Below are 17,314 nucleotides of genomic sequence, written 5' to 3' on the forward strand. Positions count from 1 at the left end.
CTGTCTCCATTATATACGGATATTCGCCTGCATGCCCTGTAGAATCCACAATATTCAATCCGTAACTCTATGCCCTAGCTACTGTTCACACCTCCTGTTGATAGATGGTGTGCTAAACGGGTGCAAACTATTTAGGCAGCAAATCAGCCGATCGGGGAGAAAATTTCCCCAAGATATAACGAATAGAGCTGAATCGGAGCTGAAAACAGCTTCAATTTAAGAAAAATTGCTGCACAACCACATTAAGGTGTGAACAGTAACATGCCCTAGCTCTCGAACAGAGAAAATGCCGGCCTGCCTGCAGGCAGATCCGGCATTTAAAATCACAGTTGAATTTAAGCGGTGCGCACTTTCTTCTGGATGTACTGATCCATCGCCGCAGCGGCTTTTTTACCAGCACCCATAGCAGAGATGACCGTAGCTGCCCCAGTCACCGCATCGCCGCCCGCAAAAACACCATCACGGGTTGTCATTTCATTGTCATCGACAATCAGACAGCCTTTCCGGTTGGTTTCAAGACCTTCAGTCGTATGACGGATCAATGGGTTTGGAGAGGTACCGATCGCCATGATCATGCAGTCTGCATCCATCATGAAATTGGATCCTTCTTTGGCAATTGGACGACGGCGGCCGCTGTCGTCTGGCTCACCAAGTTCCATCTGGATGCATTCAACCGCTTTGACACTTCCGTTTTCATCACTGTGGACGGCCACCGGATTGTTGAGCAGATCGAAAATGATGCCCTCTTCCATTGCGTGTTCCACTTCCTCTTTACGAGCTGGCAGCTCTTCCAGGGACCGGCGGTAGACAATATGGACTTCCGATCCTAAACGCTTTGCACAACGCGCCGCATCCATGGCCACGTTTCCGCCGCCAACAACAATCGTTTTCGTTGGATGCTGAATCGGGGTATCCGAATCTTCGCGATAGGCTTTCATCAGGTTGAAACGGGTTAAGAATTCATTCGCAGAGTATACACCTTTTAATTCTTCACCCGGCATATTCATAAAGTTAGGCAGACCAGCACCACTGCCAACAAAGATTGCTTCATAACCGTCATCGACTAACTCATCGATGGTTCCGGAACGACCGACAACATAGTCCGTCACGATTTCCACACCCAGATCGCGCAGTTTCTGGATTTCGTGCTGCACGATACTTTTCGGCAGACGGAATTCCGGGATTCCATACATCAATACGCCGCCAGGCGTATGGAGCGCCTCAAAAACGGTAACCTGGTAACCGAGTTTTGCCAAGTCGCCGGCAGCCGTAAGACCAGCCGGACCCGCACCAACAATGGCCACTTTGTGTCCATTACGCTCGGGAGCAGCCAGTTTGGCTTCGCCTTTTTCACGCATGTAGTCAGCCACAAAACGTTCCAGGCGACCGATCGCAACCGGTTCGCCTTTAATGCCGCGTACACACCGTTCTTCGCACTGGGTTTCCTGCGGGCAGACACGGCCGCAGATTGCAGGCAAAGAGCTTGTTAACGAGATGATTTCATAAGCGCCTTCAAAATCACCTTCGGCAACGCGGGCAATAAAATCCGGAATATGGATATTCACCGGGCAACCCTGCATGCAAGGTTTATGTTTGCATCCCAGGCAGCGCTTCGCTTCATCAATGGCCATTTCAGGGGTATAGCCAAGTGTTACTTCGTCAACATTTGTAATTCGGACTTCCGGAGCCTGAGAAGGCATCGGATTTTTGTCCATTCTCATATTTGGCATCCTTACTGTCCCTCCTTCATGTTAAGCAGATTGCATGTCTGTTCATAGTCATGGCGTTCTTTTTCAGAATACTGACGATTGCGGCTCATCGCGGCGTCAAAGTCGACTTTATGGCCATCAAAATCTGGACCATCTACGCAGGCAAACTGCATTTTGCCATCGACCATCAGACGGCATCCCCCGCACATCCCGGTTCCATCAATCATGATTGGGTTCATGGAGACAATTGTCGGGATGTCATACTGTTTAGTCAGGGCACAGACAAATTTCATCATGATCAGCGGTCCAATGGCGATTACTTTGTCAATCTTCTGGCCGCTCTTGATCAGTTCTTCAAGTTTTGCGGTCACTAAACCTTTCTCGCCAACGCTGCCATCATCACTCATCAGATAGTAGTGATCCGATACATTGCGGAATTCATCTTCCAGAATAACCAGGTCTTTATTTCGGAAACCGACAATGGTATCGACATGCTTGCCAGCTTCGTGAAAGGCTTTGGCAGTTGGCAAGGCAATGGCACATCCAACACCGCCGCCAATAACAACGACATTTTCACCGATGATTTCAGACGGTTTACCAAGCGGACCAGCAAAGTCAGCCAGTTCGTCGCCTTCTTCAAGTTCCATCAGTTTTCGAGTCGTCGCACCGACCACCTGGTAAATAATGGTTACCGTTCCATTTTCAGGATCGGCATCAGCGATCGTAAAGGGTACTCGTTCGCCTTCCTCATCAACACGCAGGATAATAAACTGTCCAGCCTTGGCTCGACGGGCAGCATGGGGCGCTTCTACAGTAATCGAGATGACTGTAGGATTGAGAACTTCTTTGCGAAGTATTTTAAACATAATTTCCCTCTTTTCCTCTTTCAAATCATTCGCTGCCCTATTATAGCCAGAATCGGGCTTTCAAAAACAGGCCATTCTTGATAAATGACCTAATTATGAGTTAGTAAGAGGTGAAATGTGTTCAAATTTGCGATTTTTTCACGATAATGCCTGTCTGTTTTTTCCTTGTGCGATCCCTTCTCCTCCCCAAAAATCCAGCAAGATCAAAATATCACATGATTTTGAAGATCAAATCATACAATTTGCACAGACATAAGCAGACACACCACCAAACATACCATCAGACATAAAAATGCTGCCTGACCATTGAGGCCAGACAGCAATCAGACTCCTTGTTTTACGCGCTGCTTTTCTGTTAAAATCCGTTGGTTTTGCATCACTTTGAGATGCGTCTCAACTTTACTCACTGATCTTTCCTGAGCGGTTCAAATCGGCTTTCTTTATTTTCCGCAAGAAAGCGTCGGGCGACGTTGGAATGAATCAGTTCATCAATAACCCGGGCTGCCGACAGACGCAGATCGTAATCAGAAAGCCGGTGTTCCTTTAGAGCCTTATAGATCTGCTGCTTTGCCGGCCAGGTGCCAGGCATAATCAGATCATTGCCAGCCTTGATACAGTCGACGTTGCTGGCCAGTCCTTTTCCCGTGGCATACCAGTCGGTCATGACAATGCCATCAAAGCCCCATTCCGCTCGGAGCAGATCCGTCAAAAGCTGTCTGTCATTGGCCGTGTAAAGGCCATTGAGCCGGTTATAGCTGGACATCACTGCGGCTGGATGCGCGTCCTGGACACAATACTGAAATCCCAGACAATAGATTTCCCGTAATGGACGCTCATCCACAATGCTGTCAGACTGCGTGCGGTCACTTTCCTGATTATTTGCCACAAAATGTTTGATCACGGCGTAAGTTCCTGGAATTGTCTGGACGCCTTTGACGACGGCACTGGCAATTTTTCCTGAGACAATCGGGTCTTCTGAGTAGTACTCGAAGTTGCGTCCGCACAATGGGTTTTTCTGGATATTCATTGCCGGCGCCAGCCAGTAAGTCACCAGGTAGGCATTCATCTCACCGCCAAGCGCCCTGCCCACCTGATGGCATAAAGCCTGGTTCCAGCTCTGGGCCAGCGCGCAGCCGACTGGAAAAGCGGTGACGTGCTGATAGAGGACTTTATCCTTTTTGGGATTGACCAGCATAAAAGATTTGAAAGCCTCAGGCAGAAATTCCATGAAACTCATCGTAAATTCACTGGTTTTAAGCAGACCGTTTTTACGCACAGCTGCTGCTCTGGCAATGCGAAGGCCCGCCGGCCCATCCGACAGATTCACGCCCGGGATCTTCTTTTTCCACAGCTTGTCGGTCGTTTTGCCAACGCTCGCAAACGAAGCAATATATTTGGCCTGGAGGGAGGTTTCATACCCGGCTCCAACCAGGACTTCAATTTTCTCTTTGACAGACAAAGAATTCAGAATTTTCATGACATCCGCACCGAAATCCATCTTTGGCCGGTGATAGCAAATGCCCCGGGCAGGCAGAGCTGGAACCAGCATCGTCGGCACTCCCTCTTTGCGAGCTTCAAGGATCTGCCGGTTCAGTCTTGCCTGGACTTTTTCTTTTGGTGCAAACAGCTCAGTGACTGGTTCTTTGGCCATGCACAGATTGCGGCCATTGATGAGAGTCTGTGTTTTCTCATTGATCAGCAAGCCGCCAACCTGAGTATGCGCTGAGCAATTTCCAACGCGAAGCACATACGTTCCCTCTTCGAGAATCCAGGCCGCTTTACGCGTATGGTAAGAAGCAAGCTGTTTGAAGGGTGCCTGCAAGAGCAGAATCTGGGATTCACCCGGTTCGAGGGTTCTGGTTTTGACAAAATCAACCAGCCGCTGGTATTCCTTATCTAAATTTCCCTGGGGGCAGCTGACGTAAAACTGGACCACTTCCTTGCCCGGCCTCGTGCCAGTATTGGTTACCCTGACCCGGATCTGGACTTTCTTCTGGAACACATTCATTTCCAGACAATCGATTTCAAAGTCTGTATAGCTCAATCCATATCCGAATGGATAGCGGCAGGGGACTTCAAAGGTATCAAAATAGCGGTACCCGACAAAGATCCCTTCTTTATAAATGGCATGATGGGTATCTCCATTCAGGTAACTGTATTCCTCCCCAAAAGGAAGATCTTCATAGGCATTCAGCCAGGTGCCTGTCAATTTGGCACTCGGCGTCACTTTCCCCGTCAAAAGATCGGCAAGCGCATTGCCGCCTTCTTCTCCCTGCTGGCAATAATAAAGCAGCGCCCCGACTTGAAGATCTTCAGGTTTTCCCAGATCCATCTGACTTCCAGAGTTGATGACCAGGATCGTATGGGCATAGTTTCTGGCCAGAATGTGTAGATTCTCTTTTTCTGTCCAGGTCAGATGGAATTCTTCGTTGTCCAGTTTCTTATCGGTGCCTTCTCCCGCCTGTCTGGCCACAACATAAATGGCCGTATCGGTCTTGCTGTCGAGAATGTCTTTTTCATCAATCAGCCGGCCGCTTGGCAGCATGGGCGGATCTTTCATGACATCAATAATCGCGGTTGGATCCAGGACATTGGTTTTTGCTTTTTTGAGCGCATAGTCCACCCTGGACTGATGGTATTCTTTTTCAAAATCCTCAATCCATCGTTTTGTGGAAATCGTAAATCCAGCATTTTCCAGGCCCTGAAGGATATTCACCGTATACCGTTCGTTCACTTCTCCCGAGCCGGTCCCGCCTTTCACGGTTCGAGAGGCGCCGGATCCATATAAGGCAATCCGGCCAGGCTGCAAAGGGAGGGTCTGGTTGTGGTTTTCCAGCAGGACAATCCCTTCACAGGCAGCCTGATAGGCAATCTGACGGTGCTCAAGTTCCTGGATTGTTGGTTCTGGTGATGGTAAAGCCCCGGTAATGTAGGGCCGGCCTTTAAAAAACATGACATCCCTTCCCTTCTTTGAAGCCTGAATTCTTTGACGTTGGAATCAAGTTTCTGTTCTCCATGTGTGTATCTGTCTGTTGTGTATCTCTCTGTTGTGTACCTGTCTATTCTCCATGTTGGTTTTCAAAACAATAAATCCTGCCTGCAATGCTTAAAAAGGCAGGCTTTTTGGCCCGCCTGATCAAAACTGCAAATTTAAATTGTCAATCTGCCTCTGTTTTTTGATCGACACGCCAGACAATAGCCACTCTGATCCCCAGAGCAACGGCCATTCAGAATGCCAAAGCAGCCATTTTGATTGTCAGAGTCAAGGCTGCTGTAAAAAGGTTTCTGGCTATAGGGACAGATCGACCGGATCAAAGTAGACTGGTTTTGGATTTCCAGGTTCATCCATCTCATAGTTGCGGTCATCCAGATAAGCCAGGAAGGCTGATGTCTGATGTTCATCGCGTAAAGCGTCCAAAAAGAGAGTAATGGCTGTTACAGCCTTGTGCTGCGCCTGCTCGTACAGATCGAAAAAGGACTGCGTGGAAGGCTGGCCGCTCGCTGGATTGAGCCATTCGTTATGGAGCAGATTGCAGACATCAATATTGTCTTCGGCAGCATTCGGGATCGAACAGCCTGAAGTCAGATATTCCACCCCCAGCGTTTTCTCCAGCGGGATCACCAGTTTCTTCTTACGGTTGGAAGGATCATACAGATAGGTCTGCATGGTTTTCCAGTCCTGTAAAGCCTGGGCAAAATGATAGGCGGGAATCAGTTCGCCATAAATTTTGTCGATGGCCGGGACATAGACTCTGGCCAGCGCTCTGGCCACATCCGGCTGATCACTTAAGCATTCAACGGCCGGATTGTAGTCGGCCATGGTCTTATTCTTTTTATATTTGAGCATGGCTGCATCTAACAACGACTCATAGCGGTGATGAGCCCAGGAAGAGCGGCCTTTGCAGTTGCCTGTGCGAAAATAGATCAGTGGATGAGCGGTGGAATCCAAAGCCCAATGGCACAAATGGCCGCAGACATAGGCAATCATATCTTCACGAATCTTTCGATCTTTCTCACGGCGGATGGACCAAAGAGCACTGGCATAAAAATCATTGATATGCTCTGCATGAAACTTTGTTCCATATTTGCGGATTGGAGATGGTTTAAAAAAATGGGTAAACGTTGCGTTATGGAAGAATAGAAAGTCCGGTCCCTGTCCGCCGGTAATCATGACTTTACGGTGGGCATTGAGCATCGGATTGTGCAGTTTTTGCAGGACATCTTCCGTGAATAAAGCATGGGTAACAAGACTTGGCATATCAGCCCTCCAGTTTCTTTTTCAGCCCGAGAAACAGTTCCCGCTCCGCAAAGGTATCCATGGAGCAGTAATCACAGATCTGCTGGGCAATTTCTTCTTTTTCGTTTTCATCTTCAGTGCGGGAAGCTTTGCGGTAGGCAAAGACGGCATCCATGCCATTCTGTACCTCGAGCAGCTTATACCCATCCTTGGTCGAAAACAGAGGCAGCAGCGTTTTGAGCGAACTTTTGCCCCGCTGGCGCAGATCATAGTAGCAGCCGGTTTCAAACGGTGTGGACAGATCGACCATCCGCTCACACAAAGCTTCCAGCGGCTGGCGATACGCCGGAAACTGTTCAGCCAGCTGCATCAGCCGCAGCTTTTCCGCACCTTCCATATTAAAGACCATGATACTGCCTGATGGCGGGATTTCGGCTAACAGATGTTCAATGAAATCCTTACGGCAGTCGCCGGTCGAAAAATAAACGGAATGCTCCAGCCGGCCGTTTTCCTGTTCGATGTGCATGGAATACTGGAAACAGAGCACGGAAAAAGGCTTCATTCCCACATAAGGAGCCAGCGCAAAGGTATCCCATTCAAAATCAAGATAGGTAATCGGATAGACCAGATCATTCATCCATTCCTGCAAAGCTGGCTTATCCATGAACAGCCCCTGCAAGCTTTTGGCCGCCTGAATCTGGGCATACTGCAAGCTGGTGCCTTCAATCATCGAGGCCGGGATCTGATCGAGGGTAAAAATTCCCTGCTCATCAAAATCGTTGCGATTGGATGAACTGCTGAGCAGCGCTGCCGCCTGATCGGGAAGTTCTTCCACCTGGAAGCACTCATTGTAAAATGGACACTTGGATGGCGAGGTGCACATTTTGACATGGCGCGCCACCTGCGCCTGAGGCGGGGTGCGAAAAACTTTCCAGGCCAGTTCGACCAGTTCTTCGGGTGTAATGTAAGTTTCGAGTCTGGCAATCTGCTCGTCTGCGCTCTGGCGGTGATAGCCGCCATGCATTTTTTTAAGATGGGTCTGCAGTGCGAAGAAATCTTCCGGTTTTGCGTCTTCTTTTCGTACACAGGCTTTATTCAGGTATAGAAATTCATGCTCACTGATGGTCACACCGCAAAGCTTTACAATCTGCTGATCAATCCAGAGCAGATCGAGCAGGCTTTCTTTGGGCGCTGTCGAGCAGACTGGGTAGATTGCTTTATACGTTCCATCTTCTTTTCTGACCATCACCGGGATTGTCGTTCGCAACCCTTTGGCTTCAAAACGAAGATTTCGCCCTTTGCCATCCTGCGCGAGAATTTCCAGGGAACGCTCGGTTGGATCGTTGACTTTGCCTTCCTGCAGGTGAGCTTTCTCAAAAAGCAGATCTAACATCTTCTGATATTCAGCCCGATCTGGCCGCAGCAGGGGCGGCATTGTTTCCGTTCGGGCAAGCAAAGCCTTGCGCGGGCAGTGCATGGCGACAGCCAGTTCGTTTGCATGGATTGTTTTTTTATTCGTAGTTGGCAAGGATGTCTTTCATTCCCTTCACATATTGTTCAACGCGGCTTGATGGAGCCATAAGCCGGACGTTTGCTTTCATCGAATACAATAATCGCATAACCTGCTCGGGATTGTTCGATTGAAAACTGAATCGACACCATTCTCCCTTACTTTCCAGCTCCTGGAACTCATCGCCCCAGTCGATTTCTTCAAAAAAGCGCTTCTGGTCTTTGCGCACTTCCACTTCATAGGTCTCGGTATCGGTTGGGACAATCGTTGTCTTGCCGATATGATCGCGAAGTCGAAACTCAGGATCACGAGTGAAATGATGGAAAGAAGAGTAGAGTTCCACAATGCGCTGCTCGGAAATCCGGTAGTTGCGATATTCCTGATGCAGATGGTCAAACCCGCAGAAATACCAGCGCCCTTCCATACAGATAATCGCATAGGGATCGACCAGGCGGGTTAAAGGCTGGGTATTGGCGCGGGACAGATAGCTCATTTCCAAAGTCTGGTTTTCAACCATGGCTTTGCGGATGGTATTGAGCAGAACCATTCCTTTCTCGGAAAGATGCTGGCCATTTTCACCGACAAAGTAGATCGGGGTCTCCTGCAGCGGATGAGCGGTCTGCGACAGGATCTGATCCATGACTGCCAGCGATTCTTTGGTAAAGGGAAAGCCCGTCTGGGAGCTGATGAAATCCCGGGTCTTGCGCAGGGCTTCGATTTCCTGGCTGTTCAGATCTGGCAGGGCAATCAGGGTGGTCCTGTCAAGTTCATACCCGCCGCCAACGCCGCGCCGGCCCTTAATGGAGTAGCCGGCTTTTTCCAGATCTTTGCGGTATTCCCGAATGTTGCGCTCGTTGCATCCGATAATCTGCGCCAGTTCCCGAATGCTGACAAGACCCCGGCTTTTTAAAAGGATCAGCATCCGGATACAGTTTGCTGTTCGATTCATTCTCTCTTTCCTTTCCACTTCTTTGACATCCTCTGTTTTCCTGATTCCTGTCAAAATTTACTGGTTTTAGGCTGTAAGAGTCAGCAGCCAAAGTAAACCTGTTTAAACTTTTCTCGATCTTTTGTCTGCCTTCTCTTCTATCCAGTTTTCAGACCGTCAGACCTTTCTTTTTTTTCTTGAATTCAATACAGATTTTACCTGTCAGTTTGAGGGATGTGAAATGTCTTCGGCAGGATTATTGAAAAGGAACACCACGTTTTTTCAAAATCATTCTTTTCAGGGTTCTACCTTGCGGTGATCCTTTCCACCAGACGAATAAAAAACAGCAGAGGTTCAAGAACAAATCCTGAATCAATGCTGTTTGGATGGATCTGGAAGCTGAAACAGCCGTACTCGTACAGTATGGATCCAATACGAAGATCTTCAAGTAAAAACATATGAATATATAAGAGGAGCGGATCTTGAGCTTCTGGCAGAATCGATCTGAGGAGGAAAACAGCTCTTTCTTCTATAAGATTTCCATGTTTTTCAAGGTTTTCCGGCATTTTTTCTTCGATCAGCCAAACCGTGATCTATCATTCTCTAGTTTTGCAGTTTTTAGAAGATAAAAAGGCCAAATGGCTTAATTTAAAGCACTTTTGGCCTTTTTTACTTGTGCACGAACTTGCGTAACATTTTTGCCTTTCGAATTTTTCAAAAATTTTTTTAAATTTTGTAGAGTAATCACTTCTCTATCTACATTATAGTTAAAAATATCTATAAGTCTGTCTGTTATTACGTTTCTCTCAAATGATGGCACATAATAATCGTTCTTAAGGCGATGAACATTCATTTGTCGGAGTGTTTTAAAAATTTCAAAGCAGCTATCCATGCTTTCCAGATATTGCTCCAGAATTCTGTAGACTAACAGAGCTATGAAGCAGATTAGCAGGTGTCCTTTGATAGCTTCTTCCCGGCTAACGTAGATTGGTCTGCTTTCAAGTTCTGACTTCATGATCATGAAACTTTCTTCAATCTCCCAACGGCTGTGATTAGCTGCCAGTATTTTATTTACATCATCATATAAAAGATCTGTTGCCACGCAATAAAATCCATCATATTGAGCTTCTTCATCGATTCTTGCCTGGTCCAGTTCATAAATTTCGTGATCTGCAACTTCTCCTTCCTGGGTGACGCTCGTTTCTGAGATGTAATATCGTGGATCACGGTTATTATTACTCTTCTTCACTTTCCCCTGTTTAATCAATTTCCTAGCTCGTTCCAATTTCTTTTCACGTATAAATTCATTATATTTCTTATATTTTGTGTTGTATGTAACGACAATGCGTTCCGTCAGCTTCTCCTTTTTTCCGGTTAACTGAGACTTCTTCTCAGTTTCCATCCAAATCTCTTTATAGAAAGTAAGCCGTTTTGTTTCATATTTAATTCCGTCTATATTAATTGTATCCTTTAAGTTATTAATCGAAAACTCGCCTTTAAAGCCGCTTAACTTCCAGCCGTCTGGCTTCAAAGCCCACTCTTTATAATTATTCCTGAGTTTTTTTATAGACTGAGTGACGATATAGGCTCTGTTTTTCTTTCGGTCGTTATAAATCTTATTTTCAAATCCATTCAGTCCGGCATCTGCACATACGATAAATTTTGAGTCTTTAAAATCGGCGTCAATTTTATCCTCGAGAGTTCTAAGTGAAGCTTGTTCATTCTGATTGCCATCAAAGACGATATCTGCCAGGGGGATTCCCTTTGAATCCATAAAAAGACCGTACTGAACAATCGGATTCGGACGATTTTCCTTACTTTTGCCATACTTTCTGAAATCATCTTCATCTTCTGTCTCGTAATAGAAATTTGTGCAGTCGTAAAAGAGAACGGTGGTATCCCTTTCGCATATTTTTGAACTTTGGTCATAAAGCTTTGACTCAATGAAATATCGTTCTGAAGACAGGATTGGGAGTGATCTATAAATATCATCGAGGGAATAAGTTATCGGGTCGAAGAATTTTTTTACTTCGCGAAATACAGATCGCTTAGATCCCGGGAAAACGACTTGAGCACAAACAAGATCAGAAACAATCCTTTCCAATGGAAATTTAAATTGATATTTGGCTTCTATTTCTTCACAAATTCCTTTTATGGAGAGCATGTGAAGAATTTTATTTGGAAACAAGTATCCCACGTTGTAGATTGGAGCATCCATTGGAATCTTCTTGTTTTCATCGAGAACGACATTAACAAGATTTGACCCAGGTGCTTTTCGTTGATCGTCTTTTTCTTTAGCCAGCTTTTTTAAATGAGCAACAACAACCGAGGGATCATTGGTGTTCAGTTTTTTAAACCAGTAAGTCTGGTTGCCCAGTTTTTCGACAACTTCTGTAGACCGTTTCTTGGTCTCTGGATTTGTGTAGTCTGAGATTATAAAAAACGAAACAGAATTTTTTGATTTAGATTGTTTGAGCCGATACGACATATGATCACCCTATTGCATCATATAGAATTACGAAAAAGTACGCATTTTAAATGACTGAAAATTTGACAACAAAAAAAGTCTGCCGTAACTCGCTACTGCTGACTTATAGATTTTTATAATTAAGATGTAAATCACCTATCAAATCTGACTTTTTCAAAAACTGCAAAACATCCGGATCTGAGGAGGAAAACAGCTCTTTCTTCTATAAGATTTCCATGTTTTTCAAGGTTTTCCGGCATTTTTTCTTCGATCAGCCAAACCGTGATCTATCATTTTGACGGTTGTTTTCAAACTCGCTAGAATCACGTCATAAATTTTGATCGAAGGGGTGAACTATGAAATACATTTTTGTAACGGGAGGCGTTGTATCCGGCCTTGGAAAAGGAATTACCGCAGCCTCCATCGGCCGTCTGCTCAAAGCACGCGGCTATAAAGTCACTGCACAGAAACTGGATCCCTATATTAACGTCGATCCGGGCACCATGTCGCCATATCAGCACGGTGAAGTTTTCGTCACCGATGATGGTCTGGAAGCAGATCTCGACCTTGGCCACTATGAACGCTTTATTGACGAAAATCTGCATCAGTATTCCAACCTGACCACTGGTAAGGTGTACTGGAACGTCTTAAACAAAGAACGGGAAGGAAAATACCTTGGCCAGACTGTCCAGGTCATTCCGCACATTACGGATGAAATCAAAAACTTTGTCATGTCCGCTGGTACGGTCGCCAATGCTGATGTCGTCATCACCGAAATTGGCGGTACGATCGGTGACATTGAATCCCAGCCATTCCTCGAAAGCATCCGTCAGGTTGCCCAGGAAGCAGGCCGCGGCAACTGCCTGTTTGTCCATGTCACCTACATTCCTTATATTTCCGGCTCCAAAGAATTTAAGTCTAAACCAACGCAACACTCGGTCAAAGAGCTGCAAAGCTTTGGTATCCATCCGGATCTGATCATCGCGCGCTGTGACGAAACGATCCCGAAATCAGTTCTCGACAAAATCTCCCTGTTCTGTAACGTAGAGCCTTCCAGTGTATTCGAAAATCGGACGCTTGAATCTTTATATGAAGTTCCTCTGATGCTTGAAGACCAGGATATCGCCAAGGTTGTCTGTGACAAACTCAGCCTGCCTTACCGTGAACCGGATCTCAATGACTGGCGAGAACTCGTTAGCCGGATCAAGTCAGCCAACCAGAAAGTCACCATTGGTCTGGTGGGCAAATATGTTCAGCTGCACGATGCGTACCTGTCGGTAGCCGAAGCGCTTGCGCATGGTTCGTTTGAAAATGGCGTCGATCTGACCATCAAATGGATTGACTCTGAGCATCTTGACAATCTTGATGAAGTCTTTGCGGATGTTGATGGCATCATTGTGCCCGGCGGCTTTGGCGGCCGGGGGATTGAAGGAATGATTGCAGCAGCCGGGTATGCCCGCACGCATAAGATTCCATACCTTGGCATCTGTCTTGGCATGCAGATTGCGGCAATCTCCTTTGCCCGCGACGCCCTGGGATATTCGGATGCCAACTCCTTTGAATTTGACGAAACGAGTGAACATCCAATCATCGACTTCATGGTCAACCAGTCCAACGAAATCAAAAAAGGCGGCACCATGCGCCTTGGTGCTTACCCCTGCTACATCCATGACAATACCTTGCTCCATAATCTGTACCAGGCTGACCATACCCGGGAAAGACACCGCCATCGCTATGAGTTCAACAACCTCTATCGACGTGAATTCGAAGAACACGGGATGAAGATTTCTGGAACCAGTCCAGATTTCTCCTTAGTTGAGGCCATCGAATATACAGATCACCCCTTCTATGTCGGCGTGCAGTACCATCCAGAATTCCGTTCGCGTCCAAACCGCCCGCATCCCCTGTTCGCAGGTCTTGTCAAAGCCAGTCTTGAAAACGCAAAACGAAAAGAAGATGAGCACGTTCTTGAAGAGGTCCTTGAAACTGCTGTTCTTTAATCCTGCGTTTCAAAGAAAAAGCCAGTACTCAACGAATTAAAAACACAAAACGAAATAAGCAAGACGAACTGCAGCAAGGCTTTGAACCAAAGGATTGAACCAAAACGCCTGTTGTGCCAAGCTTTGCCGGCAGCAGTTCTTCTGAAAACCCATGCAGCCAAGAGCAATTTCAGGCAGCAGCGCTTTTCCTTCTGGATTTTGGAAAGTGGATCTCCATTTCATGATTCAGAATGGCCGCTGCTGCCTTTTTCATTTCCGGCAAAAAGCTTTTGGACTGTTTTAGAAGCATCTTCCCGGCTTTTGTGCTGGATTCTTGGAGGAATTCCAGAAACACTCGATCTTTCTGTTGCTGGTGTGAGCAGACTGTACGAGCAGACGGCTTTCAATTCTGGTGCGGCGCTGCCTCTTTGGAGCTGGTGCAAGCAAAGTTTTTCAAAAAGAAAGGTCACAAAAGCTGTTCGAAACTATGCTTTTCTTGCTTTCAGAACCATTTTCATCATGTGTTCTTTGCAAATGTTGTCTTCCTTCCATTTCTGCTTTAGATGTCATCTAAACCTGTATTTTTTAAAAATGTAACAATGAAAACGCAATCAATGTACTGTTTGTTCTTTTTTGAAAGCGAATGCATTTATTTCGAGTCATGTTATTTGTCAGCAAAGCCGTGTTCAAATGGTCAATCCGATTCCAATCCCCATATGAATCAGATAAGATCTGATGGTAAATGAATTAGTTTCAGGGAGGTTTATCAATGAACAAACGTATTTTCGCAGCAATGGCTGTTGCCGGTTTATTATTTGCAGGATGCTCTTCCAACTCTTCTGAGGCATCCAGTGCTGCTTCCGGTGCCGGTGAAACAAGCAACACAGCCTATGTAGAAGCAGACGGTACAGAAATTTCTGCAACTGTTACAAAAAAAAGATGGCAAAGTAACTGCTATCCAGATCGACCAGACAACTGAAGACGGATCTTCCAAAAAAGAAAAAGGTGCTGACTACGGCATGAAATCCGCTTCCGCCATCGGTAAAGAATGGAACGAACAGATTGAATATCTGGAACAGTACATGGTTGATAACGGTATTGATTCCGTTAAACTGAACTCTGATGGATATGCAGAAAACGAAGATGTTAAATCCGGCTGCACCATCAACCTCAGCCAGATCATGGAAGCTGTAAACGAAGCCAACAGCAAGTAAACCATCTGATTCAATCAGACAAACAAATGAATCAAGACTGCACAGAAGCTGGAAGATATCCTCCAGCTTTTTTTCATGCCCAACCGGCAGAAAAGACAGGCCCACGAAGACTTCAGGATGAACATGAAACATTTTGGCAAGCCGCCTTTTGTCCTCTGAACCTTTTTCTTTCCGCCAGACTCTGTCCATTCTAATTTTGCCAGAACTGCTGGTCTTTAAAGAAAAGTCTTTGAACGCGAAAATTCTCCGATTTCAATCACATTATTTTTTACAATTTACAGCTATACTTGAATATGGTCAGCCAAAAAATTCCCATATTTTATTTGGACAGAGGATCTGCTCTTTCCTGCATAAAAATCGACGAGAATATTTTGTCCTTTTCCATTTGGGACAAGCCTTACCAATCCTGTCTGGCCTCGCCTCATCTTCGCTAAGCGATACAGCTTGGATACCAGAAAATTTTGAAAAGCCGCAAACAAATCCTTCTCTTTCATCTCTGGATTTCAACAGCCCAAAGCAAATGATATTAAACAGTTAACATTTGATGAAAATGAGCCATCGGATATCATTTTTCTTTCGAGCAGGCAGATTGGCTGCATGTTCCATCAAAGCTGAGAAGCTCTTTCAAATCATGCATTCCGAGTACGTATGTAAATGGTTTCGAATTTCCTTCGCAAATCTTAATATCTTTTCGATACGATATTCAGGCAGGACTGATCCTGATTTCATCTTCTTACAAAAGAAGATCCAATCGTTTCAGGCCGGCGTGGAAAGCTATTCCTGAGCCTGCAAAATACAGGAAATGGATTCCGTCATCTTAATATGAAAAAAACTTTATGAATAACCAAAAGAAAACCAACCAAAGCCCTGGCAGCGCCCAGTTTTTCGATACGCCAAACAAGGCTTTCGCCGCCACAGAAAATCCGGCCGGCTCTTTAGCCCAGAAAGAAGCCGGACCGCATAAAAAAAGCTTAAATTTTAAAAACAGTCTGCTTGTGATCACTGCGCTTTGCGTGGTGATTGCCGGTGTGACCATCTGGGCAATGCGCTCTGCTTCCACCCAAAGCAAAAAAGAGGGGCTGGCTTATCTGAGCAGTCAGGCCAATAAAAACCTGGATGATGTTCAAAACAAGCTCAACGAACGCAAAACAGCGGATCAGCAGGCACGAATCGATCAGGAAATCGACAGCATTAACAACAACGCTGCCTCCATCTGGCCGATGTTCAACAACTCCGTGATCTTAGGAGATTCGCGCGCTGAAGGGTTTAAATCGTATGATTTATTGCCGGATTCCATCGTACTGGCCGAAATCGGCGCCCAGATCAAACGGATCCCCGAATTTGCCGAAACGATTGGCACCCGCAAGCCAGAAGTCATTTATCTGTGCTATGGACTTAATGATGTCCTGGCCAATGTCGGGATGGAAAATGGGCCTGATGGCTATGGGGAGCTGTACGAAAGCTACATCAAGCAGCTGCTTGAAAAGAGCCCGAACTCCAGAATTGTTGTCTGCTCTATCATCCCTGCTTCTCCTTCGGCAGTCGCCGCCAATCCTGGCTATGAAAAAACGGCTGACTTTGACCGCCAGGTCAAAGAAATGTGTGAGCGCAACGGGTGGACGTATGTCGATGCCAGCTCACTTGTGTCTGATCCATCGGTCTATGAACCAGATGGCGAACACTTTGTCCGTTCGGCTTATGATGAATGGGGCAAGCTGCTGCTCAAAAGCCAGTATCCATCTCTGAACTGATTTCAGTGCGGGCGACCAGGGAAAACATTTCTTTGGCTCTCGGGCTTCCTTCATTGCAGCCCACAAACCCGCCTAGACTATTCAAACTTTAAAACACTGTAAACAAGCTCTGTGAGCGCACAGAGCTTTTGAGGATAAAAATTCGATATTCTTTTTATGAAAAGCAAGTTCAAAAACCCATATATTTATGGTCAAGCCATTCTGCTTGTCATTCTGGCCATCTTCTTTCTTTCAAGCTGCCTGCAGCGAAGCATCCATTCTCATGCTTCATTCGAGAGCGTTGAAAGTGCAGTTCTAGCGGCGGTTGACCAGACCAGATATCCAAAACAGGACAACCTGAAAATCCGCCGTCTTTTTTCCATTGATCCTTCCCTGGCTGAAAATATCGCTCTTTATCGGGTAAGCAATGGCATGGAAGGAAGCGAAATGATTTTAGTCGAGTTTGATCCGGCTCATAAAGAACAGATCGAACAGGCAATGATCAATCGTAAAGAATCCCAGAAATCAATTTATGAGGGGTATGCTCCCGATCAGGCCAGCCTGATGGATGGAGCAGTAATTGATTTCCAGGATAATTTCGGCCTTTACTATGCGGGTGAAAATCCCGCAAAAGTCGATCAGGCCTTTTTAAAGGCAATTAAGGGGAACTAGGT

At 46.0% G+C, this 17,314-nt stretch carries 14 protein-coding genes; 6 read left to right on the forward strand and 8 right to left on the reverse strand.

Annotated features, from left to right (window positions below; genetic code table 11):
• Window positions 1-335 precede the first annotated feature (335 nt).
• From gltA to U4956_RS00585, 8 genes are all read right to left on the reverse strand, one after another.
• Window positions 336-1,730 (reverse strand): NADPH-dependent glutamate synthase, encoded by a 1,395-nt coding sequence (gene gltA / locus U4956_RS00550; RefSeq protein ID WP_323088203.1) that lies wholly within the window; start codon window positions 1,728-1,730, stop codon window positions 336-338.
• 2 nt (window positions 1,731-1,732) lie between these two features.
• A complete protein-coding gene (locus tag U4956_RS00555; RefSeq protein WP_323088205.1) occupies window positions 1,733-2,575 on the reverse strand; it encodes a sulfide/dihydroorotate dehydrogenase-like FAD/NAD-binding protein in 843 nt (280 codons plus the stop codon).
• Between the two features lie 403 nt (window positions 2,576-2,978).
• A complete protein-coding gene (locus tag U4956_RS00560; protein ID WP_323088207.1) occupies window positions 2,979-5,528 on the reverse strand; it encodes a beta-glucosidase in 2,550 nt (849 codons plus the stop codon).
• Between the two features lie 336 nt (window positions 5,529-5,864).
• Entirely contained in the window at window positions 5,865-6,833 is a 969-nt protein-coding gene (locus U4956_RS00565; RefSeq protein WP_323088208.1) for a zinc dependent phospholipase C family protein, read from the reverse strand.
• 1 nt (window position 6,834) lies between these two features.
• Complete coding sequence (locus U4956_RS00570; protein ID WP_323088209.1) at window positions 6,835-8,340, reverse strand: DUF2779 domain-containing protein; 1,506 nt, start codon at window positions 8,338-8,340, stop codon at window positions 6,835-6,837.
• Window positions 8,324-9,271 carry a helix-turn-helix transcriptional regulator gene (locus U4956_RS00575; RefSeq protein ID WP_323088210.1) on the reverse strand — a complete coding sequence of 316 codons (948 nt, stop codon included), beginning with the start codon at window positions 9,269-9,271 and terminating at the stop codon, window positions 8,324-8,326. The genes U4956_RS00570 and U4956_RS00575 overlap by 17 nt, the downstream gene beginning before the upstream one ends.
• Before the next feature lie 284 nt (window positions 9,272-9,555).
• Entirely contained in the window at window positions 9,556-9,816 is a 261-nt protein-coding gene (locus U4956_RS00580; protein ID WP_323088211.1) for a hypothetical protein, read from the reverse strand.
• A 77-nt stretch (window positions 9,817-9,893) separates the two neighbouring features.
• The gene (locus tag U4956_RS00585) at window positions 9,894-11,738 is read right to left on the reverse strand and encodes an IS1634 family transposase (RefSeq protein WP_323088213.1); all 1,845 of its coding nucleotides are present in this window, start codon (window positions 11,736-11,738) and stop codon (window positions 9,894-9,896) included.
• Between the two features lie 335 nt (window positions 11,739-12,073).
• Between U4956_RS00585 and U4956_RS00590 the strand changes: the two genes are divergently transcribed.
• The 6 genes from U4956_RS00590 to U4956_RS00615 all read left to right on the forward strand — a co-directional run bounded on the left by U4956_RS00590 (window position 12,074) and on the right by U4956_RS00615 (window position 17,312).
• Complete coding sequence (locus U4956_RS00590; protein ID WP_323088215.1) at window positions 12,074-13,717, forward strand: CTP synthase; 1,644 nt, start codon at window positions 12,074-12,076, stop codon at window positions 13,715-13,717.
• Between the two features lie 748 nt (window positions 13,718-14,465).
• Window positions 14,466-14,675, forward strand: a complete 210-nt coding sequence (locus U4956_RS00595) for a hypothetical protein (RefSeq protein WP_323088217.1) — start codon at window positions 14,466-14,468, stop codon at window positions 14,673-14,675.
• 40 nt (window positions 14,676-14,715) lie between these two features.
• Window positions 14,716-14,910: a hypothetical protein gene (locus U4956_RS00600; protein WP_323088219.1), complete on the forward strand. Its 195-nt coding sequence runs from the start codon at window positions 14,716-14,718 to the stop codon at window positions 14,908-14,910.
• A gap of 133 nt (window positions 14,911-15,043) precedes the next feature.
• Window positions 15,044-15,448, forward strand: coding sequence for a hypothetical protein (locus tag U4956_RS00605; protein ID WP_323088221.1), 405 nt, complete (start codon window positions 15,044-15,046; stop codon window positions 15,446-15,448).
• Between the two features lie 298 nt (window positions 15,449-15,746).
• Window positions 15,747-16,661 (forward strand): SGNH/GDSL hydrolase family protein, encoded by a 915-nt coding sequence (locus tag U4956_RS00610; protein ID WP_323088223.1) that lies wholly within the window; start codon window positions 15,747-15,749, stop codon window positions 16,659-16,661.
• A 156-nt stretch (window positions 16,662-16,817) separates the two neighbouring features.
• Complete coding sequence (locus U4956_RS00615) at window positions 16,818-17,312, forward strand: DUF4358 domain-containing protein (protein WP_323088225.1); 495 nt, start codon at window positions 16,818-16,820, stop codon at window positions 17,310-17,312.
• Window positions 17,313-17,314: the final 2 nt, after the last annotated feature.

This window comes from Allobaculum sp. JKK-2023 (assembly GCF_034745455.1).
GTDB lineage: Bacteria > Bacillota_I > Bacilli_A > Erysipelotrichales > Erysipelotrichaceae > Allobaculum.